Source organism: Streptomyces sp. NPDC020192 (genome assembly GCF_044388685.1).
Classification (GTDB): domain Bacteria; phylum Actinomycetota; class Actinomycetes; order Streptomycetales; family Streptomycetaceae; genus Streptomyces.
Genome location: NZ_JBIRXG010000002.1, coordinates 287,480 through 314,154, shown reverse-complemented (window position 1 = coordinate 314,154; position 26,675 = coordinate 287,480). Strand labels below are relative to the sequence as shown.

22 protein-coding genes are annotated in these 26,675 nt (G+C 71.6%); 14 read left to right on the top strand and 8 right to left on the bottom strand.

The window, feature by feature from the left end; translation table 11 throughout:
* Positions 1-35 precede the first annotated feature (35 nt).
* The gene (locus ACH47Z_RS05865) at positions 36-419 is read left to right on the top strand and encodes a hypothetical protein (RefSeq protein ID WP_399070914.1); all 384 of its coding nucleotides are present in this window, start codon (positions 36-38) and stop codon (positions 417-419) included.
* 49 nt (positions 420-468) lie between these two features.
* Here ACH47Z_RS05865 and ACH47Z_RS05860 read toward each other — a convergent pair whose 3' ends face one another.
* Both ACH47Z_RS05860 and ACH47Z_RS05855 read right to left on the bottom strand, forming a co-directional pair.
* Positions 469-627, bottom strand: coding sequence for a hypothetical protein (locus ACH47Z_RS05860; protein ID WP_399070913.1), 159 nt, complete (start codon positions 625-627; stop codon positions 469-471).
* Positions 624-1,100: a flavoprotein gene (locus tag ACH47Z_RS05855; RefSeq protein WP_399070912.1), complete on the bottom strand. Its 477-nt coding sequence runs from the start codon at positions 1,098-1,100 to the stop codon at positions 624-626. Before ACH47Z_RS05855 ends, ACH47Z_RS05860 begins: the two co-directional genes overlap by 4 nt.
* Before the next feature lie 438 nt (positions 1,101-1,538).
* On the opposite strand from ACH47Z_RS05855, the gene ACH47Z_RS05850 reads away from it, so the two are divergent.
* On the top strand, positions 1,539-2,147 hold the full coding sequence (locus tag ACH47Z_RS05850; protein ID WP_399070910.1) for a DUF6461 domain-containing protein: 609 nt from the start codon (positions 1,539-1,541) through the stop codon (positions 2,145-2,147).
* 22 nt (positions 2,148-2,169) lie between these two features.
* Here ACH47Z_RS05850 and ACH47Z_RS05845 read toward each other — a convergent pair whose 3' ends face one another.
* The gene (locus ACH47Z_RS05845; RefSeq protein WP_399070908.1) at positions 2,170-3,123 is read right to left on the bottom strand and encodes an urea transporter; all 954 of its coding nucleotides are present in this window, start codon (positions 3,121-3,123) and stop codon (positions 2,170-2,172) included.
* A gap of 173 nt (positions 3,124-3,296) precedes the next feature.
* On the opposite strand from ACH47Z_RS05845, the gene ACH47Z_RS05840 reads away from it, so the two are divergent.
* Positions 3,297-6,215, top strand: coding sequence for a LuxR C-terminal-related transcriptional regulator (locus tag ACH47Z_RS05840; protein ID WP_399070906.1), 2,919 nt, complete (start codon positions 3,297-3,299; stop codon positions 6,213-6,215).
* Positions 6,216-6,234: 19 nt separating this feature from the next.
* On the opposite strand, the gene rfbB is transcribed toward ACH47Z_RS05840, so the two are convergent.
* From rfbB to ACH47Z_RS05820, 4 genes are read right to left on the bottom strand one after another with little or no spacing between them, the layout of a single operon-like run.
* Entirely contained in the window at positions 6,235-7,185 is a 951-nt protein-coding gene (gene rfbB, locus ACH47Z_RS05835) for a dTDP-glucose 4,6-dehydratase (RefSeq protein WP_399070904.1), read from the bottom strand.
* Positions 7,182-8,246, bottom strand: a complete 1,065-nt coding sequence (locus ACH47Z_RS05830) for a glucose-1-phosphate thymidylyltransferase (RefSeq protein ID WP_399070902.1) — start codon at positions 8,244-8,246, stop codon at positions 7,182-7,184. Before ACH47Z_RS05830 ends, rfbB begins: the two co-directional genes overlap by 4 nt.
* A 10-nt stretch (positions 8,247-8,256) precedes the next feature.
* Positions 8,257-9,483 (bottom strand): cytochrome P450, encoded by a 1,227-nt coding sequence (locus tag ACH47Z_RS05825; protein WP_399070898.1) that lies wholly within the window; start codon positions 9,481-9,483, stop codon positions 8,257-8,259.
* The gene (locus ACH47Z_RS05820; RefSeq protein ID WP_399071381.1) at positions 9,480-10,781 is read right to left on the bottom strand and encodes a glycosyltransferase; all 1,302 of its coding nucleotides are present in this window, start codon (positions 10,779-10,781) and stop codon (positions 9,480-9,482) included. Before ACH47Z_RS05820 ends, ACH47Z_RS05825 begins: the two co-directional genes overlap by 4 nt.
* Before the next feature lie 363 nt (positions 10,782-11,144).
* Here ACH47Z_RS05820 and ACH47Z_RS05815 point away from each other — a divergent pair, with 363 nt between their 5' ends.
* From ACH47Z_RS05815 to ACH47Z_RS05770, 10 genes are all read left to right on the top strand, one after another.
* Positions 11,145-12,659 carry a flavin monoamine oxidase family protein gene (locus tag ACH47Z_RS05815; RefSeq protein ID WP_399070896.1) on the top strand — a complete coding sequence of 505 codons (1,515 nt, stop codon included), beginning with the start codon at positions 11,145-11,147 and terminating at the stop codon, positions 12,657-12,659.
* 58 nt (positions 12,660-12,717) lie between these two features.
* Complete coding sequence (locus ACH47Z_RS05810) at positions 12,718-15,966, top strand: ferritin-like domain-containing protein (protein WP_399070894.1); 3,249 nt, start codon at positions 12,718-12,720, stop codon at positions 15,964-15,966.
* Positions 15,967-16,013: 47 nt separating this feature from the next.
* Positions 16,014-17,261: a cytochrome P450 gene (locus ACH47Z_RS05805; RefSeq protein ID WP_399070891.1), complete on the top strand. Its 1,248-nt coding sequence runs from the start codon at positions 16,014-16,016 to the stop codon at positions 17,259-17,261.
* A 22-nt stretch (positions 17,262-17,283) separates the two neighbouring features.
* Entirely contained in the window at positions 17,284-18,111 is an 828-nt protein-coding gene (locus ACH47Z_RS05800; protein WP_399070889.1) for an SAM-dependent methyltransferase, read from the top strand.
* 428 nt (positions 18,112-18,539) lie between these two features.
* A complete protein-coding gene (locus tag ACH47Z_RS05795; protein WP_399070887.1) occupies positions 18,540-19,967 on the top strand; it encodes an NDP-hexose 2,3-dehydratase family protein in 1,428 nt (475 codons plus the stop codon).
* A 1-nt stretch (position 19,968) separates the two neighbouring features.
* Entirely contained in the window at positions 19,969-20,964 is a 996-nt protein-coding gene (locus ACH47Z_RS05790) for an NAD-dependent epimerase/dehydratase family protein (RefSeq protein ID WP_399070885.1), read from the top strand.
* A 29-nt stretch (positions 20,965-20,993) separates the two neighbouring features.
* Positions 20,994-22,103, top strand: a complete 1,110-nt coding sequence (locus tag ACH47Z_RS05785) for a DegT/DnrJ/EryC1/StrS family aminotransferase (RefSeq protein WP_399070883.1) — start codon at positions 20,994-20,996, stop codon at positions 22,101-22,103.
* 58 nt (positions 22,104-22,161) lie between these two features.
* A complete protein-coding gene (locus tag ACH47Z_RS05780) occupies positions 22,162-22,770 on the top strand; it encodes a dTDP-4-dehydrorhamnose 3,5-epimerase family protein (protein WP_399070882.1) in 609 nt (202 codons plus the stop codon).
* Between the two features lie 54 nt (positions 22,771-22,824).
* Positions 22,825-23,667, top strand: coding sequence for an SAM-dependent methyltransferase (locus ACH47Z_RS05775; RefSeq protein WP_399070880.1), 843 nt, complete (start codon positions 22,825-22,827; stop codon positions 23,665-23,667).
* Positions 23,668-23,748: 81 nt separating this feature from the next.
* Positions 23,749-25,392, top strand: a complete 1,644-nt coding sequence (locus ACH47Z_RS05770; protein ID WP_399070878.1) for an FAD-dependent monooxygenase — start codon at positions 23,749-23,751, stop codon at positions 25,390-25,392.
* A gap of 7 nt (positions 25,393-25,399) precedes the next feature.
* Here ACH47Z_RS05770 and ACH47Z_RS05765 read toward each other — a convergent pair whose 3' ends face one another.
* Entirely contained in the window at positions 25,400-25,822 is a 423-nt protein-coding gene (locus tag ACH47Z_RS05765) for a CBS domain-containing protein (protein WP_399070876.1), read from the bottom strand.
* A 179-nt stretch (positions 25,823-26,001) separates the two neighbouring features.
* Between ACH47Z_RS05765 and ACH47Z_RS05760 the strand changes: the two genes are divergently transcribed.
* Entirely contained in the window at positions 26,002-26,673 is a 672-nt protein-coding gene (locus tag ACH47Z_RS05760; RefSeq protein WP_399071379.1) for a dienelactone hydrolase family protein, read from the top strand.
* Positions 26,674-26,675 lie beyond the last annotated feature (2 nt).

The following is a 26,675-nucleotide window of genomic DNA, read 5'->3' as shown; positions in this document are numbered from 1 at the left end:
CGCCCACCACGGCGGGCACGAACGGAGATTCCACCATGCCTCACTTCACCGTGCACATCAGCGAAACCGCCCTCGCCGGGAAGGCTGAAGAAGGCCTGATCCGGGGGCTCGCGGACGCGGTCGGATCCATCTACGGCGAGCAGTTCGGCCGTATGGTCGCGGTCGACCTCATCGGCATCCCTGCGCGCCGGCGCGGCATCGGCGGGGCGCCGACCGACCTGGTCGCCCCGAACATCACCCTGAGCCTGCGCGAGGCGGCCTACCGGCACCCGGACGTACCGGACGCGCCCGCGCGCCTGATCTCCGCGATCACCGACGCGGTCACCGGCGTGCTCGGCGAGCAGGTGCGCGAGCAGGTGGCGGTCGGCCTGCTGGCCGTCCCCGAAGGGCGTTCCGGCATCGGCGGCCGAGTGGGCTGAGCCCCCGGCCCGCCAGGTTCACCGCCGTCCGCCGTCCTCGGACCGCCCGCTACGGCGCCTGGGTGCGCTCCCGCCGTGCCGCGGTGGCGCTGCCGTCCCCCTGGTAGCGATCCGTGCCCGGCAGGCCCAGGAACTCCAGGACGCGTTCCACGAACTCGTCCCGCAGCTGGGCAAGCGTCTCCGGCACGTTGTCGTACGTGGGGATCATGGGGTACACGGTGGCTCCCGCCTCGGTGCGGCGACCATGTTGCGCAGATGGATGAGGTTCAGCGGCGCTTCCCTGAGACACAGGACGAGTTGGCGCCGTTGCTTCAGCATCACGTCGGCGGCTCGCTCGACGAGGCTCTCCGTGTGGCCGTGCGCGATGCGTCCGAGCACTCCGGCCGCACACGGCAGGATGAGCATCGCGTCGCTCGGGCAGCTGCCACTGGTCACCGCTCCGGACATGTCGGCCGGGTCCAGGGAGCGCACTTTCGGCGACGTCGCCTCCAGGGGTCGGAGGACCGAGTCCGTGTCCTCGCCGGTCTCGAATGCGTAGGCCACCAGCTTGCGGCCGTCGACCGAGACGAGGAGGTCGATGTGGCCGACCCGGTCGTCCCGCTGCAGTGCGGCGAGCATGGCCTTGGCCACCCCGGTGCCGCCCGCGCCCGTGACGGCAACAGTGACGTTCCGCCGGGTCACGACGGCCCCTTTCCTGGCTCACCGGGTCGGCAACCGCTCCGGCAGGCACGTTGATCGCTACCGCGTCGGGGGGCGTCGATGCCCGGTGGTCACTCGACCAGCGGCTGCCAGGCGTCACGACGAGGCCGTGGCCCCCTTCGGCGGCGTCGCCGACTCCGGCACCGGCGCACGCTTCGGCGGGGCGGGGAACATCGAGGCGTTCACCGAGAGCCGCTGGATCAGCGCACGCACGGCCCAGGCGCCGTACCCGTTCCGAGATCATGGTCCCGATACTGCTGCCCGACCCGGCAGCAGGGCATCCGGGATGCCCCCAGGCCGGCCCTGGTACGACCCTGAGGCTTCGGATCACCCCCGGGGCTATGAGTTTCTTCGCGGCACTCGACGCGCCCGAGTTGACCGGCACCCGGAATGTCAGTGGTGCGTGACAGCATCCCGGACATGACGACTACGGACGCCGAACGTGGCCTGGACTCTCTCCGCGCGGACATACCGATCTACACGCTGACCTTCGCCAAGGGCTTGTCTCCGGTGGAGTTGCTGAACCGGATGCGGGTCGATCCGGACACCTTGGCGCTGCGCGATTTCGCCGCCCTGAACAGCGAGTTCGGTGACAGCCTGCTCGACGAGGACGAGCCGGTGGCGACGACCGGTACCGACGGTGCGTGGACGTGGGCGTGGGAGCAGGGAGGTGTCCATGGGCTGGACGAGAGGATCCTGTCCGCGGTCTCGCGGGGGACGGAGGCTGTCGCGCTGCACTACAACGAGAAGCCTATGTACTGGTTCACGTACGCCGTCGACGGCGACGTCGTGGTCGGCTTCGACACCCTTCAGCCGATCGACCCGACCGGCCGGGACCCTCGGCGGCTCGAAGCCGTCATGCGCCCTCTCGGCCTCGTCCCCGGGCAGCCCGCTCCACTGCACAGCGTCCTGGCCCTCGCGGAGGACGCCTTCGCGCTGCGCGTGACGCCGGCCGCGGACGGCGAGGAGCGGTGGAGCGGCAGGCTGATGTCGCTGCCCGGACGCGACGCGGACCGTGACGGCGCATAGGCGCGGTGCGAGATTCATGGCGTCACTCCGCTTTCGCGGACGAGATGCCGGGCCGGTCCAGTGCCGGGGCGGCCGCCAGGAAGAGCCAGGTCGTCAGGACGAACGGCCAGCTGAAGGCGGATCCTCCGTAGGTCTGGGCGAAGGCGGCCCAGGCGGCGGTGAAGGGGACCGAGGACACGGCGGCGACCACGGCGTAGCCGGCGGTCCAGGGGGTCAGGGGCAGGAAGGTCGCGGCCAGTGCGATGGCGACGAGGACCGCGTTGTAGCCGTAGAGCCCCTCGCTGATCCGGTCGGCGGGCAGGCCCAGGACACAGGCGGTGAGGATCGCGAAGCAGCTGCCGCTCGCGGCGGCCGCGGCGGCTCTCCGGGACGCCATCAGCAGACCCGCGAGCAGGATCAGGCCCGCGTACCAGGTGTGGAGGAAGAAGACCTGGCCGAGGTTGTCGCAGAAGGCACGGGCGAGTTGAGCGGCCGTCAGGGTGGTGAACCCGTCGCGGGAAGCGGGGGGCGCGGGGGCGGGCACGCCGGTCGGCAGCGCGCTCGCCAGGACGCCGGCGACCAGGCAGAAGGGGGCGGTCAGGGCGGGCAGTCCCAAACAGCCGAGGAGGCGGCCGGCAGCGGCTCCCACCACGGAGCAGACCGCCGCGGCGCCGACGGCCAGCAGTGCGGTCTCCCACGAGGCGCCGAGCCGCACGACCACGGCGATGCCGGTGAGGCAACCGCAGTAACCCTCAAGGCCCTTGGCGAGGCCGGCCCGGTCGGCGCCCAGCACGGCCGCGGCCGCGGTGGACACCGCCGCGCCGAGCAGTCCGTACAGCCCGATCCGCCGCTCCCCGGCGAACAGCGCGGCGGTGAAGAGCAGTCCCGTCCATGGACTCGTGCTCAGCGCCACCTGCGCGATACCGCGCAGCTGTACGCGCCCGAAATCGGCCGCAGTCCAGCCCCGCCGCTGCACCGCCTGCCCCGTTGCAGGCATGACTTCCCCCCATAGGAGACACGATGACTTCAACAATTTGTTGAAGTATACGCCGGCGAAATGTTCAAGAGCGGAGGACGGTGGGAGCTGTGGAGGCGCTGAAGGGCACATGTGCGCCATGTGTGCACCACCTGCGTACCAGTGAGCCCTCCGCGCCTCCCCTCATGGCGCTCATGTCCGTGTACACCGTGCGGGGAGACGGGTACGTACAGTCTGCGTCTCTTCAATTTCGGATACGGAGCGTCATGGGGCCCACTGCACGACCATTGCCGCCGGTGCGGGGGCGGGAAGATCAGCTGGCACAGATCAGCGCGAATCTGCACACGGTGACGAGTACGCGACGCAGCAAGGTGCTCCTGGTGGAGGCGGCCCCCGGCGCGGGCAAGACCCGGCTCCTCGGCGAAGCTGCCACCCTGGCCGGTGCGAACGGCTTCTCGGTCGTGGGCGGCGTCCCCTGCGGCTCCGATGCCACCGCCAGGGCGGCTCCGGCGCCCACCGGTTCGCACCCGCCCGCGCCCGGTGTCGTCGAGGACGGATTCCACGCTCCGCGCGCCTCGTTCGCGATCGAAGCGGCGCGGGCCCTGCTGCGCACCAAGGCCGAACAGGTCCGCACCGTCGTCACACTCGACGATCTGCATCTGGCGAACGTCCGCGATCTGGCGGTCTTGTGCGACCTCGTCGCGGGCCTCGGCGGCCGCCCGATCCTCTGGCTGCTCGCCTTCACCCCGGACGGCGGCGCCACGCCGTACGCGTCGGTGCTGACCTGCCTCGGCAAGCTCCGGGGCCGGCTCCCGGTGGACCACCTGCGGGAGTTGGGGCCGCTCTCGGGCGACGCGCTGAGCCGACTGGTCGCCGACTGTGCCGGGGCCGTACCCGAACCCGCGCTCCTCGCCCTGGCCGAGAGTGTCAACGACACACCTCGTGCGGTGATCGAGCTGGTGCGCGGGCTCGTGGAGGACGGTGACTTATGTGTGGTGGACGGCACCTCGCGGCTGCGGCCCGGCTCGGCCGACAGCACCTCCGGTGGGGCTGGTGTGTGTCTGCCGGCGCCGGTGCCCAGGCGCTTTTCCAGGCTGGTCCAGAAGGATCTGCGGACGCTGTCCGAGCCCACCATAAGGGCGCTCAGACTGGCGGCGGTGCTCGGTTCGCCGTTCGCGCCGGAGGATCTGTCGGCCCTGCTCGGCGAAGCGCCGGTGGGCCTGCTGGCGGCGGTGGACGAAGCGGTCGACCGGGGGCTCGTCGTCTGCGGCGAGCGTGACCTCGCGTTCCGCACTGAGCCGGTCTGGCGTGTCCTGCTCGACTCCGTGCCGCCACCGGTGTGCGCGCTGCTGCGCCGGCAGGCGGCGGAGATGCTGCTGGCGCGCCCCGACGGCATCGAGCGCGCCGCCCTCCAGCTGGTGCACGTCGCCCGGCCCGGCAACGCGGAGGCGCTGCGCATCATCGCCGAGGGCGCCCAACGGCTGCTGGCCACCGATCCGTCGACCGCGGCATCGCTGGCGACCCGCGGCATGGAGCTGCTGCCGCCGGGGCGGGCCGAGCGGGTGCGCCTGGCCAAGACCGCGGTCGACGCGTTCACCAGGGCGGGCCGGCTGGACCGGGCCATCACCCTGGCCAAGGACACCATCGACGAGGCCGCCCGGCTCGCCATCCCCCTGCCCGCGGAACTCGCCGCGGACATCGGCTCGTTGCGGGCGTCCATGGCGGCCGCGCTGCTCCTGCTCGGGAACGCGCCGATGGCGTACCAGGCGGCGCGCGACGCGCTCGCGGCGCAGGAGGACGGCTCCCCGCGCCGGGAGGCCGTGCTCACCCATCTCGCCGCCTCCTATCTGAACGGCGACAAGACCGCGGTGCAGCGTGCGCGCACCATCCTCAGCGCGCCCGACCGGCACGCGCAGGCCGTGCAGGTCGGCGCGATGACCTTCCACGCGTTCACGCAGTGGCGGGACGGCCATGTCGGCGACGCGGTGGGGATACTGCGTCAGGCCGTCGCGCTCGACCGCGGGGGCGAGGACGTACCGTTCCTCGATCCGCGCTGGTTCCTGGCCTTCACGCTCACCAGGATCGACGAGTACGAGGAGGCCACGGCGGTCGTCCAGTCCTTCGCCCGGACCGTCGTACCGGGGTCGAGGACGCTGGCCGCCGCCGTCCCCCCGGTGCTCCAGGCGCCCCTGCATCTCGCCCAGGGCCGGCTGGACGAGGCCGAGGAGGCGGCGAAGGCCGGGGTGGGCACGGACGGCCCGTATGTGCCGATGCTCGCCCCGCAGGCGTGGCTGGTGCTGGCCCTCGCCGCGCTGCGCCGGGGGGAGCTCTCCCAGGCGCAGGGGCACATCGAGACGCTGGAGAAGGACTTCCCCCAGCATCCCCACAGCCCCTGGTGGGCCGCGCGTCTGCTGCTGAACGCGCAGCTGGCCGAGGCCCAGGCGGACGCACGGGTGGCGACGGAGGTGCTGTCGGAGATCGGGGCGCATCCGGGTGCGTTCCGCGAACTCGTTCTGGAGGACTCGGCCGCCGCGGCCTGGTGTGTGCGCTGTGCGCTCGCCGCGGACATGCCGGACCTCGCGCGGACGGTCGTCGACACGACGGAGCATCTGCGCGGGCACAATGCGCGCGTTCCCGCGATCGTCGCCGCGGCCACGCATGCCCGCGCGCTCGCCGAGAAGGACGCGGACGCGCTGGCCCAGGCGAGCCGGCTGCACCGGAACCCGTGGGCCCGGGCCGCGGCGGCCGAGGACCGGGCCGGTGTGCTGCTCGACCGCGGTGACGACCAGACCGCGATCGGCGAGCTGAACCGGGCGATGAGCACCTACGGCGGCCTGGGCGGCGAGCGGGACGCCGCCCGTGTACGGGCCCTGTTGCGCCGGCTCGGGGTGCGGCGCCGGCACTGGACCCAGGCGAAGCGCCCGGTCTCGGGCTGGGAGAGCCTCACCAAGACGGAACGGAAGGTGGCGGAACTGGTGGCCGGCGGGCTCACCAACCGACAGGCCGCGCGCCACCTGTTCATCTCCCCCCACACCGTCGGGTTCCATCTGCGGCAGATCTACCGCAAGTTGGGGATCCGGTCCCGTACGGCGCTGGTCCAGTACAAGGCGTGACACAGCGGCCCCGCCGCGGTCATGGAACGCGTTCCGGCAGCGGCTCCCACCAGGAGCGGTGCGTGGCGTACCACCGCACCGTCTCGGCCAGGCCCCGCTCGAACGGGATCCGGGGGGCGTAGCCGAGGGCCCGCAGCCTGCCGTCGGCCAGGGAGTAGCGGCGGTCGTGGCCCTTGCGGTCCGGCACCCGCTCGACGCGCCGCCAGTCGGCCCCGAGCGCGGCGAGCAGCCGGGCGGTCAGCTCCAGGTTGGTCAGCTCGGTGGTGCCGGCGACGTGGTAGACCTCGCCGGGTTCGCCGCGCTCGGCGACCAGCCGGACGGCCCGGCAGTGGTCGTCCACGTGGATCCAGTCACGGACGTTGCCGCCGTCGCCGTACAGTGGCACGTTCCGGCCGTCGAGCAGACGGGTGACGAACAGCGGGATGACCTTCTCCGGGTACTGGTACGGCCCGTAGTTGTTGCCGCAGCGGGTGATGCTGACCGGCAGGTGGTGGGTGCGCGCGTAGGCGAGCGCGATCAGGTCGCCGCCGGCCTTGGCCGCGGCGTAGGGGGAGTTCGGGCTGAGCGGGGCCGTCTCGTCCCAGGAGCCGGTGTCGATGCTGCCGTACACCTCGTCGGTGGAGACGTGCACGATCCTCGGGGTGCCGGCGTCGAGGCAGGCCCGCAGGAGGGTCTCTACGCCCAGGACGTTGCTGCGGACGAACTCACCGGCGGCGGTGATCGAGCGGTCGACGTGCGACTCGGCGGCGAAGTTGACGACGAGGTCGTGGCCCGGCACCACCTTCCCGAGCAGCTCGGCGTCGCAGATGTCGCCGAGTACGAAGGTGATGCGGTCCTGGACGGGCGCGAGGTTCGCCCGGTTCCCGGCGTAGGTCAGTTTGTCGAGCACGGTCGTCTCGGCGGCGTCGGCGTACGACCGCACGAAGTGCGAGCCGATGAAGCCGGCGCCGCCGGTCACGAGGATTCTCATGAGCCGACCCGCACCGTGCTGTGGTCGCCGAGGACGAGGCGGTGGGCCCTGAGGATGCGGGGCGTGGAGGTGACCTCGACCTCCCGTCCGATCAGCGACCGTTCGACGCGCCGCACCCCGACGATCGACGCGCCGCGCAGCACGATGGAGTACTCCACCTCGCTGTCGATCACCGCGCAGTCCTGGTCGATGGAGGTGAACGGGCCGATGTAGGAGTCGCGTATCCGCGCTCCGGCCGCGACGACCGCCGGGCCGACGATCCGCGAGCCGGTGACGGTCGCGCCCTGCTCGACCACCACCCGGCCGATCAGCTCACTGGCGTGGACCTCCCCGGCGCAGTCGGCCGTGACGCCGTCGAGGACGAGGCGGTTGACCTCCAGCATGTCGTCGACGTTGCCGGTGTCCTTCCAGTAGCCGGAGATGACGGTCGAGTCCACCCGGCAGCCCGAGTCGATCAGCTCCTGGATCGCGTCGGTGATCTCGAACTCGCCCCGCCAGGACGGCTTGAGCCCGGACACCGCTTCGTGCACGCGGGGCGTGAACAGGTAGACACCGACCAGCGCGAGGTCGCTCTTGGGATGCTCCGGCTTCTCCTCCAGGCGGATCGCCCGGCCGTGCCGGTCCAGCTCGACCACGCCGAACGCGCGCGGGTCCGACACCCTGGTCAGCATGATCTGGGCGTCCGGGCGTCGCGTCCGGAACCGGTCCACGAGCGAACTGATGCCGCCGACGACGAAGTTGTCGCCGAGGTACATCACGAAGTCGTCGTCGCCGAGGTAGTCCCGGGCGGTGCGTACCGCGTGGGCGAGGCCCAGCGGTGCCTCCTGCGGCAGGTAGGTGACGTCGAGGCCGAACCGGGAGCCGTCACCGACCGCGGACTCGATCTCGGCGGCCGTGTCGCCGACGACGATGCCGACGTCCCGGACGCCGGTCTCGGCGATCGACTCCAGGCCGTAGAACAGGACCGGTTTGTTCGCGACCGGGACGAGTTGCTTGGCCGAGGTGTGGGTGATCGGCCGCATGCGGCGGCCGGATCCGCCGGCGAGCACGAGCGCTTTCATCGAGGCCCTTTCAGTCCAGCGTGGCGGGCAGGACGCTCAGTCGCCGGATCATCCACTCCGACTCCCACTCGACGGCGGTGGTGTTGCTCAGGCGGGCCCGTGGGAACCGGCGCAGGAATCCGCCCACCGCGATCTTCGCCTCCAGGCGGACGAGCGGGGCGCCGATGCAGTAGTGCATGCCGAGGCCGAAGCTGAGGTGTCCCTTGCCCTGCCGCGCGGCCTCGAAGCAGTCGGCTCCCTCATTCTCGTCGCGGTTCGCCGCGGCAATGCTGACCTGCACCGGGGCGCCCTTGGGGATCAGATAGCCGCCGAGGTCGATGTCCGTGAGGGGGAAGCGCCAGGTGGGATGCGGGAACGGCGGGTGCACCCGGAGGGTCTCCTCGACCCATGCCTTGACCTCGGCGTCGGTGCGCGGCCGCTCCTCGGGCGGCCGGCGCAGCGCTTCGTACAGCGAGGCGGAGATGAGGCTCCCGGTCGTCTCGTAGCCGGTGATGATCATCCCGAGGGTCCAGACGATGACCTCGCCCTCGGTGACCGCCGCGTCCGGTCCGTCGGAGGAGGCCAGCAGCCCCGTGATCACCCCGTCGTCCAGCGGGTCAGGGTTTCGCACCCAGCCCTCGACCGCGCCGTACAGCGCCCCGACCGCCTCTTTGCGCGCCGGGTAGTCGGAGGAGTAGAGCATGACGTCGGTGATGCCGCGCAGCTGCCGCTGGGCCTCGAGGGGCAGGCCGAGCATCTCGGAGATGAAGGCCAGCGGGATCCGGTGCGTGTAGTCCGTGACCACGTTGGCTTCGGCATGCGTACCGGAACCGGCCTGTTCCAGTTCGTCGAGGAAGCCGTCGACCTTCACCCCGACCCGCTCGCCCCACCGCTCGGTGTTGCGCGGACTCAGCACCGGCGCGTGCATGCGCCGGATCCGCGCGTGGTGCTCGCCGTCGCTCATGATCATGGCGCGGGCGTAGTCCGGGTCCGGCTGGGATCCGACCATCAGGCCGGGCCGGCGCATGAAGTCGGGGACCAGGGTCACGTCCTTGCCCATCTGGGGGTGGGTCAGCGCGGCCTTCACCAGCTCCGGGTCGCACACCACCCACGCGTGCTGCCCGAGGTAGGGGATGCGGACGACCGGCGCGACCTTCGCGGCCGCCAGCAGCTCCGGCATGCAGTCGAAGGGCCCCGGGTCCACGGGCATGGCGGTCTCGGGGGCCTCCTTGAGGCCCGGCTTCGTCGTGGCGTTCAACGTGTCACTCCTCCGGTGGAAACCTGCCCCTGGAAATCGGCCAGGGACTCGACAAGGTCGGCGGCCCGTCGTGGGGCGTCGCAGCTCTGGTACTCCTGGGCGAGTTCGCGTGCCCGCCGCCGGTACCGCTCGTCGTTCAGTACGGTGCTCACCGCGTCGCGCAGCCGGGCTTCGGACACGGCCCGTCGGCCGATGACGACACCGGCGCCGGCCCAGGCGACCCGTGCCGCCACATCGGGGTTCTCCTCCGAGCCCGGTACGACGACCAGGGGCACGCCCTCGGCGAGGGCCGCGTTGATGCCGTTGTAGCCGCCGTTGCTGACCATCACGTCGACGTGGGGCAGCAGGTGGTGGTACGGGACGAACCGCTCCGCCCGGACGTTGTCCGGCAGCGGGCCGAGCCGCCCGGCGTCCACGGCGCTGCCCGTGGTGATCACGACCAGGACGTCCTGGTCGGCCAGTGCGCGCAGGGCGGGAACGAGCAGCCGGTCGACGTCGTTGGCCGTGGTGCCCTGGGTGACCAGCACCACCGGCCGCTTGTCGTGCAGTTCCGCCCACCAGCCGGGCGGGTCGAAGTGCTCCGGGGGCAGCCCGAACAGCCCGCCCACGAAGTGGGTGCCCGGGAGCAGGTCGCTGCGGGGGAACTCGAAGGACGGTACGGTGCCCAGCAGATAGAGGGCCGGCGGGCGCGCGATGTTCTCCATGGCGCTCGTCCGCAGCCGCGGCAGTGCCACCTGGTCCCGGGCCCGGTCGGCCTCCCAGCGCAGGTCCCGCATGATCACCTGGTCGCCGACGATCCTGAGCAGCCCGTTGCGCGCCCGGCCGAGCGACGACGAACTGGGCGGCAGTCCATGTCCGAGCGGGGCGGTGTCCCTGCTGCCGAGGATGTAGACGGAGTTGCTCAGCCAGGCCAGCGGGATCCCGGTGCGCTCGCTCGCGAAGCAGGCGCCGTAGCACATGTCGTCGGCGAGGAGGCAGTCAGCGGGGAACCGTTCGAGCACCGCCAGCAGATCCTCCATCTGGGCCGGTGCGGTGCGGTAGAAGATGTCCCGGACTCCGATCTTGAAGCTGGCGATGCCGGTCAGCCCAGCGTGGCTGGGGTAGGCCTCCTCCCGGCTCTTGCCGCCGAAGTCCAGCTCGGCTCTCATGGGTTCGAAGCGTGCCCCGGCCTGCTCGGCCTGTTCCTGGAAGGTCCGTCCGGTGTACCACCGCACCTCGTGGCCGCGCCGGGCCAGTTCGCGTGCCACCTCGAGGACGCCGACGACGTGTCCGGGTGCCGGGGTGGTAGCGATCAACACACGCGTCAACGTCGCCTCCGTCGGGGGTGGTGTGTCACCGTGCTCGCCGGACGGCCCGGGCCCCATGACCCCGGCCGTCCGGCGACGCCCGCCAGTTTTCCCCGCCCTCGGCCCGTTACGGCGGTGCGGGGCAAACCCCGCGCGATCGCGCAGGGTGACGCAGCCATGCCACCGCAGCGCGTGAGCTGAATCCTCGTCAAACTATGTAAATTCAGGGCTCCTTGGGGGATATGGGAGCGCTGCCACCGCGCGAACAATGGCCGTTGAGCTTTTCCGGCATGGCCTTTCCGGAACAGGGAAAGGGCGCCGGTTTCATCCGGGAAGCGTTCCGGCCCCACACGTCGCGCACTGGAGAGGAAACCCGTGACGAGACCCTTGCAGGAGGCAGACGCACTGGACAGCGCCATCGGTGGACCGAAGAACATCACCGTCATCGGCGCCGGCATCGCCGGTCTGGTGGCGGCCTATGAACTGGAGCGCCTCGGACATCACGTCCAGGTCATCGAGGGCAGTCAGGAAATCGGCGGCCGTATTCACACGTACCGCTTTCCCGGCGCCGGCCGGACCGGGCCGTTCGCCGAGCTGGGCGCGATGCGCATCCCCGCCGGGCACCGTCTGACCATGCACTACATCGCCGAACTCGGCCTTCAGAAACAGGTGCGGGAGTTCCGGACGCTGTTCTCCGACGACGCGGCCTATCTCCCCAGTTCCTCCGGATATCTTCGGGTGCGGGACGCGCAGGAGACGCTGGTCGGCGAGTTCGCCGCCGGACTGCCGAGCGGTGATTACCGCGAGAACACCCTGCTGTTCGGTGCCTGGCTGAACGCCAGTCTGAGGGCCGTCGCCCCGCGCGAGTTCTACAGCGCGCTGGGCGGCGAGATGGGCGTGGAACTGCTGGACCGCATCGACCATATCGATCTGGCCCCCTACCGATGCGGCAGCACGAAGAACCGGATCGATCTGCACGCCTTCTTCGCCGACCACCCCCAGGTACGGTCGTTCTGCCCACCGCACCTGGAACGCTTCCTCGACGACGTGCTGGACGAGACCAGCTCCACGATCGTCCGGCTGCGGGACGGGATGGACGTACTGCCCCGGCGGCTCGCCTCGCGGATCCGGGGCCAGATCTCGACCGGCCTCGAGGTGACGGGCATCGATGTCCGCGACGACGCGGTGATTCTGAGGATCCGTCAGGGCTCCGGCACCCTCACCAAGATCTGCGACTACGTGGTGTGCACCATCCCGTTCACGGTGCTCAGGGGCCTGCAACTGACCGGCTTCGACAGAGAGAAGCTCGACATCATCCATCAGACGAAGTACTGGCCGGGCACGAAGATAGCCTTCCACTGCCGGGAGGCCTTCTGGGAGAAGGACGGGATCAGCGGGGGAGCCTCCTTCACCGGCGGGCGTGTAGGGCAGACCTACTACCCGCCCGCCGAGGGCGATCCGGCGCTCGGCGCGGTTCTGCTCGCCAGCTACACCATCGGGCCGGACGCCGAGGCGCTCGACCGGATGAGCGAGGCGGAACGCCATGCGGTCGTCGCACGCGAACTCGGCGTGATGCACCCCGAACTGGAGCAGCCGGGCATGATCCTGGGCGTCGCCGCACGCGCCTGGGGCTCGCACCGCTGGTCGGGGGGCGCGGCTACGGTCCGCTGGGGGCAGGCGGCCGCCGTCCGCGAGGCGGAGCGCCGGGAGGCGGCCCGGCCGCAGAAGGGGCTCTTCTTCGCCGGCGAGCACTGCTCCTCGAAGCCCGCGTGGATCGAGGGCGCGATCGAGTCGGCGATCGACGCCGCGCACGAGATCGAGTGGTACGAGCCGCGGGCCAGCCGCGTGTTCGCCGCCTCCCGGGCGAGCCGTTCGGAGGAGTCGGCGTGAGCATCCCAACTCCACCTGCCTTCATGCCAGTTTCGAGTGTGGAAGGAGCGGTCCGCGCATGAGCGTTTTCGACCTGCCCCGGCTGCACTTCCGCGGGGTGGCGACGACACACCGGCCCACCGGCGCCGGGGGCGGCCTCGTCGATCTGGCGACGAACACCGCCCTCACCGAGGACGGGCGGCCCTTCCCGGCACACCGCCCGTCCGTCGAGTACCACGACCGTCTCGACCGGCTGGGACCACGGTTCGACGCCATGGGCCGCCCGACGCCCGACGGGCCCTTCAGCGCCGCCAAGGGCGAGGACTTCGCCGGAAACGGGCACTTCTCGGTCGACGCGCGGATCGTCGGCGTCGAGGGCCGCGCGGGCCACCTCGACACCGCCGACCCGGTGGTCGGGCGTGGGGTCGACATGTGGGGCCACTACAACGAGTACCTCGCCACCACGGTCAACCGGGCCCGGGTCTTCGACCTCGATCCCGCGTCCGACTGGACAACGACGCTCATGGTCGGCCAGTTCTGCTTCGGGCGCGACGGCCGTTCCCACGACGTCGGCTCCATGATGTCCGGCGCCGTCCACGGCTTCCATCCCCCGCGGTGGCACAACACCGGCCACGTGCGTGATGTCGGGGAGCACGTCCTGGCGGGACGGCTGCGCCGCTCCGTGGTCCACCAGTTCGTGGTGACCGGGGACGGGCAGGAGCTGACCTGGCTCGACGAGGCCGCCGTATCCCCGGTCGTACGGCGGCTGCGCGCAGTGTCGCAGTCGGCGGAGGCCGACGGTCTGGTGGTGCAGTTCGCCCTCAGCCACCTGTCCCCTCCGCGGGCACCCGACCAGCCGGGCCGGTGGCTGCTGCGCGGGACGATCGCGCCCTGGCGCCCGCACGAGCCGCGCACCTACCCGGCCGGCCGCCTGCTCGTCCCCGACCGCCGCGCACCCCACAGAGCGCCGTGCGGCCTGCACAACCTCACCGTCGAGCTGACGGACGACCATGTCACCCTCAACATGATCACCGCCCTGCCCACCCTCGGCACGGCGGCGCCCACGCCGGTCGACGTCGGCGACCTGGAGTTGCGCACGGCGGACGGCGACCGACTGGTGGCGCGGGTGCCCCGGCGGGCGTACCTCGGTGAGCAGTACGCGCTGGCCGGCGGCCTGGTGACCGTTCCCAGCGAGATCCCGGGGGACGCCACGGCCGGCGAGGCGCTGTGTCTGGTGGGCACCGGTCGCGGCGGTCGGGTGGTGCACCTGCGCGAGAAGGAGATCAACGTCCAGGTCGACGACGCGTGCGTCTTCCTGGAGCATCCCCGCAACCCGGACGACGCGGACCAGGACGTGGAGGTACGCGTACGGTCCTTCGTACGCGGCCGTCCGGGCGCCGTCGCCGCCATCACCGTACGGCAGTTCTTCAACCCCGGAGCGCTCCCCCGCGCCCCGGCCGCCCGCTCCCCCGAGGCGCGGTGCGGCGACATCGACATCGTGCGGCTGCGCGCGGGGCGCCGGGACGGGTCCGGCACCTGGTCCAGCACCTGTGTCCTGGACACGGACGACACGGGCCGCGGGTGGTTCACCCTGCGGGGCGCGACGGCCGGTACCGCCCGCGTCCTGCTGTCGTCCGGTACCGACGACCTGCCGTGCGACCTGGACCTCCCCGGCTCCGCCGCCCTCGGCTACGACGCCGACGACGCACTCGGCTACTGGCCCGGCGCCGGCTATCTGTCCGTGCGCGTGCTCCCCGACGACTGGCGACTAGCCGGGATCACCCAGGACGAGGTGACCTTCGAGCTGGTGTACCGGGAGGTCTTCGCGTTCTACGAGTTCCTGTACTCCTTCATGAAGGCGGAGGTCTTCAGCCTGGCGGACCGGTGCCGGGTGGAGACGTACGCGAAACTGATCTGGCAGATGTGCGACCCGCGCAACAAGACGAAGACTTACTACATGCCGCCGACGCGGGACCTGTCCGAGCCGAAGGCACAGCTGCTGTTCACGTTCCTGCGGGCCCAGCAGGTGCCGGATGCCGTACCCCTGACCGTGCCGGCGACCGGCCGCGGCGAGGGAAGCATCACCACCCGCGGCCGGCTGATCGAGGCGCTGCGCGAGGCCGCGACACTCGAACTGGCCGTCATGCTCCAGTACTTGTACGCGGCCTACTCGGTGCCCACGCACGGCGCCGGCCGGGAGTACGTACGGCGGGGCCTGTGGACGCCCGCGCAGCTCCGGCTCGCCTGCGGTGACGGCGGCAGGACCACCGACGAGGGCATCCGCGGCATGCTGGTGACCATCGCCCGCGAGGAAATGATCCACTTCCTCCTCGTCAACAACATCATCACCGCGCTGGGCGAGCCGTTCCACGTGCCCCGGATCGACTTCGGCACCCTCAACCACGAGCTGCCGGTGCCGCTCGACTTCTGTCTCGAACGGCTCGGACCGGGCAGCGTCGAGCGGTTCGCGCGGATCGAGCGGCCGGACGGCCTCGTCGGCGAGGTGCGGCGCGGTGACACGGCGGCGGCCCCCGCACCGCACGACGACAGCCGCCCCCACGCGTCCTGCGCCTCGCTGAGCGAGCTGTACGCGGACATCCGCGAGGGCCTGCGACGCGTCCCGGACCTCTTCCTGGTGGAGAAGGGCGGGGGAGGCGGGGAGCACCACCTCTTTCTGCGCGAGTCCCTCAACCGCCGCCATCCCGACTACCAGTTGGAGGTCGACGACCTCTCCAGCGCACTGTTCGCGATCGACGTCATCACCGAGCAGGGCGAGGGCGGGGTGCTGGGCCCCATGACCGGCGCCGGCGAGGAATCGCATTACGCTTCGTTCCTACGGATCGCCGATCTGCTGTCCGGCGCCCGGTGGAACCCCGCCTATCCCGTCGTACGCAATCCGACGCTCGGGGAGGCAAACCCGGCCCTGGAGACCGTCACAGATCCCGACGCCCGGTCGGTCATGCGGCTGTTCAACCGCGCCTACTTCATGGCACTGCAGCTCATGGCCCAGCACTTCGGTGAGCGCCCGGACGGGAGCCTGCGGCGCTCGGACCTGATGAACGCGGCGATCGACGTGATGACGGGCATCATGCGCCCGCTGGCGGAACTCCTGGTGACCATGCCGTCGGGACGCCGGGGCACCACCGCCGGACCGTCGTTCGAGCTGGACGGGCAGCCCGCGCCCGTGGCCCGCCCGGACGTGGCGAGACGCGGCATCGCGCTGCGCCTGGACCACCTCGCGGCGGCATGCGGCAAGTGCCACCAAGTCCCCGCCAGAGTCGGAGAGTTGAGCGCCTTCTGGGCCGACCGCTTCCGGCCGCGCTCCTAGGCACCGCATGAAACGGCACCGCCACATCGCCGACCGAAGGAGATCGCATGCCCTCCCCCACGCTGCCGCGGTTCGACCTCAAGGGCTGGGACAGCAAGGACATAGCCGATCCGTACCCGGTGTACCGGCGCTACCGGGAGACCGCGCCCGTCCATCACCGCCCTGCGGGCACGGACCGGCCGGGCACCTTCTACGTCTTCTCCTACGACGCGTGCGTCCAGGTGCTGACGAGCCGGCTGTTCGGCCGCAGCGCCCGGGTGGCGTCCGGCGATGCCAGCGCGATGTCCGTCCCGGTTCCCGCCGAGTGCCGGGCTCTGCGGACCATCGTCGAGAACTGGCTGGTGTTCCTGGACCCGCCGCGCCACACCGAGCTGCGCTCCCTGCTCACCACGGAGTTCTCCCCCTCGGTCGTCGCCGGTCTGCGGCCCCGGATCACGCGGATCGCGGCCGAGCTGCTGGAGCTGCTCGGCCGACGGCAACAGGCCGACCTGGTCGAGGACTTCGCGGCACCGTTTCCCATCCTCGTCATCTCCGAACTGCTCGGCGTTCCGCGGGAGCACCAGGCGTGGCTGCGCGCCAACGCCGTGGCGCTCCAGGAAGCCAGTACGAGCAGATCGGGGGGCGTGGCGGGTGGTTACGCACAAGCCGAGGCGGCCGCCGAGGAGTTCGCCCGCTACTTCCGGCGGGAGATGGAGCGGCGGCGCGGGGAGGACCGCGGCGACCTGCTCACGCTCCTCGTCCGCGCCCGGGACGCCGGCGCACCGCTGAGCGTGGACGGGATCGTGGGCACGTGCGTGCACCTGCTCACCGCCGGCCACGAGACCACCACCAACTTCCTGGCGAAGGCGGTGCTGTCGCTCCGGGCGCACCCGCCGGTGCTCGAAGCGCTGTGCGCCCGACCCGAGTTGACACCGGCGGCGGTCGAGGAACTGATGCGCTACGACTCACCGGTGCAGGCCGTGACGCGGTGGGCGTACCAGGACACCCGCCTCGGTGAGCACGAGGTGCCGCGCGGCAGCCGCGTGGTCGCCATGCTGGGCTCCGCGAACCGGGACCCTGCGCGCTTTCCCCACCCCGACGTGCTGGACGTGCACCGGCCCGCCGACCGGCACCTGGGCTTCGGGCTGGGCGTCCACTACTGCCTGGGCGCGACGCTGGCCCGAGCCGAGGCCGAGATCGGCCTGAGAACGCTGCTGGACGGCGTGCCCGGGCTGAGCCGCGGCGGTCAGCAGGTCGACTACGCCGACGACATGGTCTTCCACGGGCCGACGCGTCTGGTCCTGAGCCTTGCGTGACCCGCACGAAAGGAAAGCGAGCGTGACACAGCAGTCCGACACCACTCCCGACTCCGTCGGCGAGACGTACGACGTGTTCGCCGACGCCGGCACCACGACCGCGCTGGGCGGCAACATCCATGTGGGCTACTGGAAGGAGGGCCAGGACATCCCGATCACCGAGGCCACCGACCAGCTCACCGACCTCGTCGCGGGCCGCCTCGCACTCCAACCGGGCCAGCGGCTGCTGGACGTCGGCTGCGGCAACGGCGTCCCGGCGCTGCGCATCGCCCAAGCGCACGGCGTACACGTCACCGGCATCACCGTCAGCTCTCAACAGGTCGCCCGAGCAGCTGAGCTGGCGGAGAAGTCGGCGGCGCGCGACGAGGTCGGCTTCCTCTTCGCGGACGCCATGAAGCTCCCCTTCGAGGACGGCTCCTTCGACGGCGCCTTCGCGATCGAGTCGCTGCTGCACATGCCCGACCAGACCGTCGCCCTCGCGGAACTCCGCCGCGTCGTCCGCCCCGGCGGCCGTCTGGTCATCACCGACCTGTGCCAGCGGCTGCCGTTCACCGGCGAGGACAGGGCGGTGCTCGACGGCCTGCTGGCCGTGTACGAGATCGCCAGGATCAGCGCCCCCGACGAGCAGCGCGCGCGGCTGGCCGAGGCCGGCTGGCAGCTGCTGGAGCTGACCGACATCGGGGAGCAGGTCCGCGCCAGCTACGGGCACAGCGCGGCCGCCTTCCGCGACATCGCCGCTTCCCTCGACCCGCCCACGGCAGCACGGATCACCGCGGCGGCCGACCTGCTGGAGGCGTTCGGAAAGCACCCACACGCCGGCTACGTCCTGATCACCGCCCGACGCCCCTGACCCGACGAACACGACCGGCCCACCGCACCCGGCACCACATGCCGGCCAGGCACGCCCGGGACCGCACATACCGGCCAAGACACACACCCCGGACCACACGCCGACCAGCCGCAGCCCCAACCTCATACCGACCGGACGGACCCCGGCCCGCACACCGGCCAGGCACGCCCCGAACCGCGCATGCCGACCGGGCACACCCCGGACCACAGACCGCCCCGGCAGACCCCGCCCCGCACACCGACCGGACACACCCGGCACCGCTACCGACGAAACGCACCCCAGACCGCCCGCGCCAACCGTGCGCCCCGGCCCGCACGCCGACCAGGCGCACCCCGGACCACAGACCGACCGGGCTCGCCCCGGCCCGCTCCCTCGCCCCAGTCCGTCGCCCCGCTGACTCCGTCGCCCCGCAGACAGGGAGTTGTTCGATGTCGTCTTGTCTCGGCCCACCACCGGGCTCGCCCGCCGCCGTGCGTCCGCGCGAGGACCCCCGGCTCGCCGACCGCATCGCGGTGTCCGCCGCGGCCGGACGCGGGGCGTGGCTGCGGACCGAGGACGTCCGTGCCTGGCTGGCGGAGCGTCGCGCGGCGGGGGACTTCCACGTGGCCCGCATCCCCTTCGCCGAGCTGGACGAGTGGCGTTTCGAGGAGGGCACCGGCAATCTCGTGCACCGCAGCGGACGGTTCTTCACCGTCGAGGGCCTGCACGTGGTGGAGCACGACGGACCCTACGGCGACGGCCCCTACCGGGAGTGGCAGCAGCCGGTCATCAGACAGCCCGAGGTCGGCATCCTGGGCATCCTGGCCAAGGAGTTCGACGGGGTGCTGCACTTCCTGATGCAGGCCAAGATGGAGCCGGGCAACCGCAATCTGCTCCAACTGTCGCCCACCGTGCAGGCCACCCGCAGCAACTACACCCGGGCCCACCGGGGCACGGACGTACGGCTCCTCGACCACTTCGTGCGGCCCGACCCGGACCGGGTCATCGTCGACGTCCTGCAGTCGGAACAGGGCTCGTGGTTCTTCCACAAGTGCAACCGCAACATGATCGTGGAGACCGCCGGCGAGGTCACCGTGCCGACGGACTTCCGCTGGCTCACCCTCGGTCAGATCGCCGAACTCCTCCACGAGGACGATCTGATCAACATGAACGCCCGGAGTGTGCTGTCGTGCGTGCCGTACCCGGACGGGACACGCGGTGCGCTGCACTCCGACACGCAGTTGCTGTCCTGGTTCACCGGCGAGCGCTCCCGCCACGACGTACTGGCGCGGTGCGTCCCGCTCGCCGCCGTACGGGGCTGGAAGCACGGGGTCGAGGCGATCGAGCACGAGCACGGCCGCTATTTCCGGGTGGTCGCCGTGTCCGTGCGGGGCAGCAGTCGCGAACGGGTCAGCTGGACCCAGCCGTTGATCGAGCCCGTGGGTCCGGGGGTCGTGGCGTTCCTCGTCCGGGAGATCGACGGGGTGCCGCATGTGCTGGTCAACGCCCGCGCCGAGGGCGGGTTCCTGGACACGGTCGAGCTGGCCCCGACCGTGCAGTGCACGCCGGGCAACCACGCCCATCTGCCGGTGGCGGACCGTCCGCCGTTCCTCGACACGGTCCTGGGCGCCGACCCGTCGCGCATCCGCTACCAGGCCGTCCACTCGGAGGAGGGCGGACGCTTCCTGCACGCCCGCAGCCGGTATCTCGCGGTCGACGCGGCCGAGGCTCCGCTCGAGGCGCCTCCCGGCTTCATCTGGGCCACCCCTGCCCAGCTCAGGGCGCTGACCCGGCACGGCCACTATCTCAATGTCGAGGCCCGCACGCTTCTGGCCTGCCTCAACGCGGCGGCGACGCGGTCCCGGGAAGGGGTGTGACATGACGTCCACACCGGCGGCCCGCACCCCGCTGATCACCGTGCTCGGCGCCTCGGGCTTCGTGGGGTCGGCGGTCCTGCGCGCGCTGGCCCACCGCCCGGTCCGGCTTCGGGCCGTGGCGCGCGGACCGAGCGCGCCCGCGCCCGGCCCGGCCGAGACCGCCGTCGTCACCGCCGATCTCACCGACCGGGCGGCGCTCGCCGAGGCGGTCGCGGGAGCGGACGTGGTGGTGCACCTGCTGCTGGCGGACGGCGGCTGGCGGGCGGCGGAGTCCGACCCCGGGGCCGAGCGCGTCAACGTGGGCGTGATGCGGGACCTCGTCGAGGTCCTCGGACCGCCCGGCGGAGCGCCCCCGCTGGTGGTGTACGGCGGTGCCGCCTCGCAGGTCGGCGTGCCGCCCCGGGAACCGCTCGACGGCAGCGAGCCCGACCATCCCGAGACCGCCTACGACCGGCAGAAGCTGGCGGCGGAACAGATCCTGCTGAAGGCCACGGCCGAGGGCCGGGTGCGCGGCATCAGCCTGCGCCTGCCCACCGTGTTCGGGGAGAGCGCTGCGGGCGGTCCCGGTGACCGCGGTGTCGTGTCCGCTATGGCCCGACGGGCGCTCGCCGGCCAGACGCTCACGATGTGGCACGACGGCACGGTCCGGCGCGATCTGGTCCATGTGGACGATGTCGCCGCGGCGTTCACGGCCGCCCTCGACCACCCCGACCCCCTGGTGGGCGGCCACCATCTCATCGGCGCCGGCCGGGGCGACGCGCTCGGCGACGCCTTCCGGCTCATCGCCCGCACCGTGGCCGAGCACACCGGGACACGCCCGGTCGCCGTCCGGTGCGTGGAACCACCCGTGCACGCCCCCGTGACGGACTTCCGCAGCGTGACCATCGACTCGTCCGCGTTCCGGGCGGCCACCGGCTGGCGCCCCCGGATCCCGCTCGCCGAAGGGGTGCGCCGCACGGTCGCGGCCTTGGCCCGGCAGCGGGACGAGCGCCACTGAACTCCCTTTCCTGGAAAGGCTGGCAGCACATGACAACGCGTGTATGGGACTACCTGCCGGAGTACGAGACCGAGCGCCGGGACATCCTCGACGCCGTGGAGACGGTGTTCACCTCGGGGCAGCTCGTGCTCGGTGCGAGCGTGCGCGGCTTCGAGGAGGAGTTCGCCGCCTACCACGGGGTGGGCCGCTGCGTCGGCGTCGACAACGGCACGAACGCCATCAAACTCGGGCTGCAGGCACTGGACATCGGACCGGGCGACGAGGTCATCACGGTCTCGAACACCGCGGCACCGACCGTGGTCGCCATCGACGCCACCGGCGCCACCCCCGTCTTCGTGGACGTCCGCGAGGACGACTTCCTCATGGACACCGGCCAGGTGGCGGACGCGATCACCGAACGCACCCGGTGCCTGCTCCCGGTGCACCTGTACGGCCAGTGCGTCGACATGGCGCCGCTGAAGGAACTGGCCGCCCGGCACGGGCTGGCCGTCCTGGAGGACTGCGCCCAGGCGCACGGAGCCCGGCAGGGCGGCATCCCGGCGGGCACGACGGGTGCCGTGGCGGCCTTCTCCTTCTACCCGACCAAGGTCCTCGGCGCGTACGGCGACGGCGGCGCGGTCATCACCTCGGACGACGCTGTCGCCGAGCGGCTGCTGAGGCTGCGGTACTACGGCATGGAGGACCGCTACTACACCCTTCGGACACCGGCCCACAACAGCCGGCTCGACGAGGTCCAGGCCGAGATCCTGCGCCGTAAGCTCAGGCGGCTCGACACCTACATCGCCGGCCGCCGGGCGGTCGCGCGGCGCTACGCCGAGGGCCTCGCCGACACCGGACTCCGGCTCCCGCACACCACCCCGGGCAACGACCACGTGTACTACGTGTACGTCGTGCGCCACCCCCGTCGCGACGACATCATCGAACGTCTCAAGGCCTACGACATACACCTCAACATCAGCTATCCGTGGCCGGTGCACACCATGACCGGGTTCGCCCACCTCGGCTACGCCACGGGCTCGCTGCCGGTCACCGAGTCGCTGGCCGGCGAGATCTTCTCGCTGCCGATGTACCCCTCGCTCCCGCCCGACCTGCAGGACAAGGTCATCCACGCGCTGCGCGAGGTGCTGAGCACGCTGTGACGTCCCGCTGAACACCCCTTCTCCGCCGAGCCGTTCACCGAGTCACGAAAGAGCGCACATGAAAGCACGCGAACTCGTCGTCCAGGGAGCACTCGAGTTCACCCCCCGCGTCTTCCCCGACGACCGGGGCACGTTCCTCTCGCCGTTCCAGCAGCAGGCGTTCACCGAGGCGCACGGGGGCCCGTTGTTCCCCGTCGCCCAGACCAATCACAGTGTGTCCCGGCGCGGTGTGGTCCGGGGCATCCACTTCACCGCGACCCCGCCCGGCACCGCGAAGTACGTCTACTGCGCCCGCGGCACGGCCCTCGACATCGTGGTCGACATCAGGGTGGGGTCGCCCACCTACGGCCGCTGGGACTCGGTGCTGATGGACCAGCGGGACCACCGGGCCATGTACTTCCCCGTGGGCGTGGGGCACGCGTTCGTGGCGCTGGAGGACGACACCGTCATGGCGTACATGCTCTCCGAGAGCTACGTACCGGAGAACGAACTCGCCCTGTCCGTCCTGGATGCGGCCCTCGGGCTGCCCCTCGCCGGGGACACCGAACCGGTGCTGTCCGAGCGGGACCACGCGGCGCCCACGCTCGCCGAGGCGCGGGGGCGGGGTCTGCTGCCGGACTACGCCCGGTGCGTGGATATCGAGGGCGCCTGGCATCACCCCGCCTGAATCAGCGGGTTTTCCTCTCCCTTCTCGTAGCTCTCGACCAGAAAGGCCACTGCCATGACCGATTCCGCCCAGACGCTGCCCGTGCCGGGAGCCGTCGGCAAGCTGTACGACGAGCTGACGCTGAACGCGATGAAGGACGGCACGTTCAACACCAACGTGCACATCGGCTACTGGGACTCGCCGGACTCCGACGCCTCGATCGAGGAGGCGATGGACCGGCTCACCGACGTGTTCATCGAGCACATGCAGGTGGACAAGGGGTCCCATGTGCTCGACCTGGGCTGTGGGGTGGGCGGGCCCGGGCTGCGGGTGGTGGAGCGCACCGGTGCGCGGGTGACCGGCATCAGCATCAGCGAGGAGCAGATCAGGACCGCCAACCGGCTCGCGGCCGCGGCCGGGGTGGCCGGCCGGGCCGTGTTCCGGCACGGCGACGCGATGGAACTTCCCTTCCCGGACGCGTCGTTCGACGCCGTGATGGCCCTGGAGTCGTTCTGCCACATGCCGGACCGGCAGCAGGTTCTCCAGGAAGTGTCCCGGGTGCTGGTCCCCGGCGGCCGGCTCGTCCTGACCGATGTGTTCGACCGGATCCCGCGTACGGAGGTGCGGCACCCGGGCATCGAGAAGTTCTGCCGCGACCTGATGTCGACCATGGCGGACGTGGACGACTACGTACCGATGCTCCACCGCTCAGGCCTGCGGGTGCGCGCCCTCCTCGACGTCACGGAGCAGACCACACTGCCCACCGCCCGCCACCTGGTGAGGCTGGCGGACCTCGGCGAACGCCCCGAGGCCATGGTCGAGAGCAACTTCGCCTTCGCCGACGACGCCTTCCACCCGGCCGACCTGGCCGGCGTCGAGAGCTTCGGCTGCCTCCTGGTCACCGCCGAACGCCCGTGAACCGGGGTGTCGGGTGGCCGGCCCCGGGCCACCCGACACCCCTCCCCCGCAACGGACTCACGCACGAAAGGCGAGGAAGACATGACGCGTTCCGACGAGTGGACCGACGTGCTGATCGTGGGCGGCGGCCCCGTCGGAATGGCGCTCGCGCTGGACCTGTCGTACCGCGCGATCGACTGCATGGTCGTCGACGCCGGTGACGGACGGGTCCGCCATCCCAAGGTGAGTACGATCGGTCCGCGCTCGATGGAGCTGTTCCGCCGCTGGGGCGTCGCCGGCGCCGTCCGCGGCGCCGGCTGGCCGGCCGACCATCCCCTGGACATCGCCTGGGTCACCCAGGTCGGCGGGCACGAGGTCTACCGCTACCGCCGGGGAACCACCGGTGACCGCCCGGCCTTCGCGCACACCCCCGAGCCGGACCAGATGTGCCCGGCACACTGGCTGAACCCGGTGCTGACCCAGGCGGTGGGCGTCCACCCGGACGGCCCGCTGCGGCTGCGCAGCACGGTCGACCGGGTACGGCAGGCCGACGACCACGTCGAGGCGGACGTCACCGACCACGCCGCCCGCACGATCCGCACCGTCCGCGCGCGCTATGTGGTCGCCTGCGACGGCGCCTCCTCCCCCATTCGCCAGGCCTGCGGCATCGACGCTCCGGCGCGCCACCGTACGCAGGTCTTCCGCAACATCCTCTTCCGCGCCCCCGAACTCAACAAGCGGCTCGGCGACCGCGCCGCCCTCGTCTACTTCCTCATGCTGTCGTCCACGCTGCGCTTCCCCCTGCGCTCGCTCAACGGCAGTGACCTGTACAACCTGGTGGTGGCCGCGGACGACGACGCCGAGCGTGCGGACCCGCTGGCGCTGATCGGCGACGCGCTCGCCTTCGACACGCCGGTGGATCTGATGAGCGACGGCGAGTGGCATCTCACCCACCGCGTCGCCGACCGGTACCGGGCCGGACGGATCTTCCTCGCCGGCGACGCGGCGCACACGCTGTCGCCCTCCGGTGGCTTCGGGCTCAACACCGGCATCGGCGACGCCGCCGACCTCGGCTGGAAGCTCGCCGCCACACTCGACGGCTGGGCCGGGCACCGGCTGCTCGACACCTACGACACCGAGCGCCGGCCGATCGCCGTGAAGAGCCTCCAGGAGGCCAACCTCAATCTGCAGCGCACCATGCGCCGGCAGGTGCCGCCCGAGATCCACCTGGACGGCCCCGAGGGCGAGTTGGCCCGCACGCGGATGGCGAAGGTGCTGGAGAACAGCGGTGCGCAACGGGAGTTCGACGCCCCGGAGATCCACTTCGGACTGCGCTACCGCTCACCCGCCATCATCGAGGACCCCCGGGTACCGGTACGCCATGGCAAGCCGGACGCCGACTGGCGCCCCGGCAGCGAGCCCGGCTACCGCGCCGCGCACGCCTGGTGGGACGCCGGCACCTCCACCCTCGACCTGTTCGGCCACGGCTTCGCCCTGCTGTGCTTCGGCGACCACGGCCAGCTCGCGGCGGTGGAGCGGGCGTTCGCCCACCGGAACGTCCCGCTGACCGTGCGCTCCGGAGCCGGCCGGGAGGTCGCCAGGCTCTACGAACGGTCCTTCGTCCTGGTCCGCCCGGACGGCCACGTGGCCTGGCGCGGCGACGAACTCCCGCAGGACCCCGGAGAGTTCGTCGACACGGTGCGGGGCGACCGGGCCGAGCCCGCGCTCACCGGCGCGGGCCGTTGACCTCGACTCAGCCCGCGTACACCCGCTGTACGAACTCCGCGAGCTTGTCCTCGCTCAGGTGCCGGGCCATGTCGGCCTCGCTGATCATGCCGACTGCTCGCTTGTTCTCGATCACCGGGACGCGCCGGATCTGGTGGTCCTCCATCTCCCGCAGGACCTCGGAGATGTCGGCGGCGGCGTCGACCCAACGCGGTGTGCCCTCGGCGATGTCACCGCACGTCATCCGCGCGGGGTCGCGACCTTCGGCGACACACTTCACCACGATGTCGCGGTCGGTGATGATGCCGCACATACGGTCACCGTTGTCGGGGTCGCTGATCGGGAGTGCGCCCACTCCGTGGTCCCGCATCATCTGGGCCGCGCTGGCCAGCGTCTCGTGCCGGGGTATCCAGCGGGTGCCCCGGTGCATGATGTCTTTCGCAGTTGTCATCGCTCTTCCCTCCATCCTCAGCCAGCGTGCACCCAGCGGATGACAATGTCCTGTTCACCTTTCAAGTGCTAGCCGGGCGTGCCACGGGGTAGGCGCGGCGCACCGGGGTACGTGAGACATGAACGAGGTACGACCCGACGGCCGAGGATCTTCACAGTCCTCCGGGGAAGTCGATGACCATGAAGTCCGAGACGGTTCTGGTGCCCGCCGACGGCGGCACACTCCCTGGTGATCTGGTGGTGCCGGACTCCGCACGCGCCGTGGTGCTGTTCGCACACGGCAGCGGCAGTTCCCGCCACAGTCCGCGCAACCAGGCGGTGGCCGCCGCCCTGCGGGAGGCCGCGTTGGCCACCCTGCTGATCGATCTGCTCACCGCGGAGGAGGAGAACGAGGACGTCGTGACCGGCGAGTACCGCTTCGACATCGCGCTGCTGGGGCGTCGCCTCGTCGCCGCCATGGAGTGGCTCGGCGCCCAGCCCGGCACCCGTGACCTGCCCATCGTCCTCTTCGGCGCCAGCACCGGCGCGGCCGCGGCGCTCCAGGCCGCCGCCGAGCGACCCGACCGCGTGCTGACCGTCGTCTCGCGGGGCGGTCGGCCCGATATGGCCGGCGACGCGCTGCCCGCCGTACGCGCGCCCGTCCTGCTCGTCGTCGGCGGTGACGACCACGAGGTGCTGCGCCTCAACGAGGAGGCGGCACGGCGGCTCCGGGCCGCGAACTCCCTGTGCGTGATCCCGGGAGCCACCCACCTGTTCGAGGAGCCCGGCGCCCTGGAGCAGGTCGCCGTCACGGTCCGGGACTGGTGCGAGGAGCGTCTGCGCGCGGCACCGGCCGAGCAGGAGCCGTCGTAGAA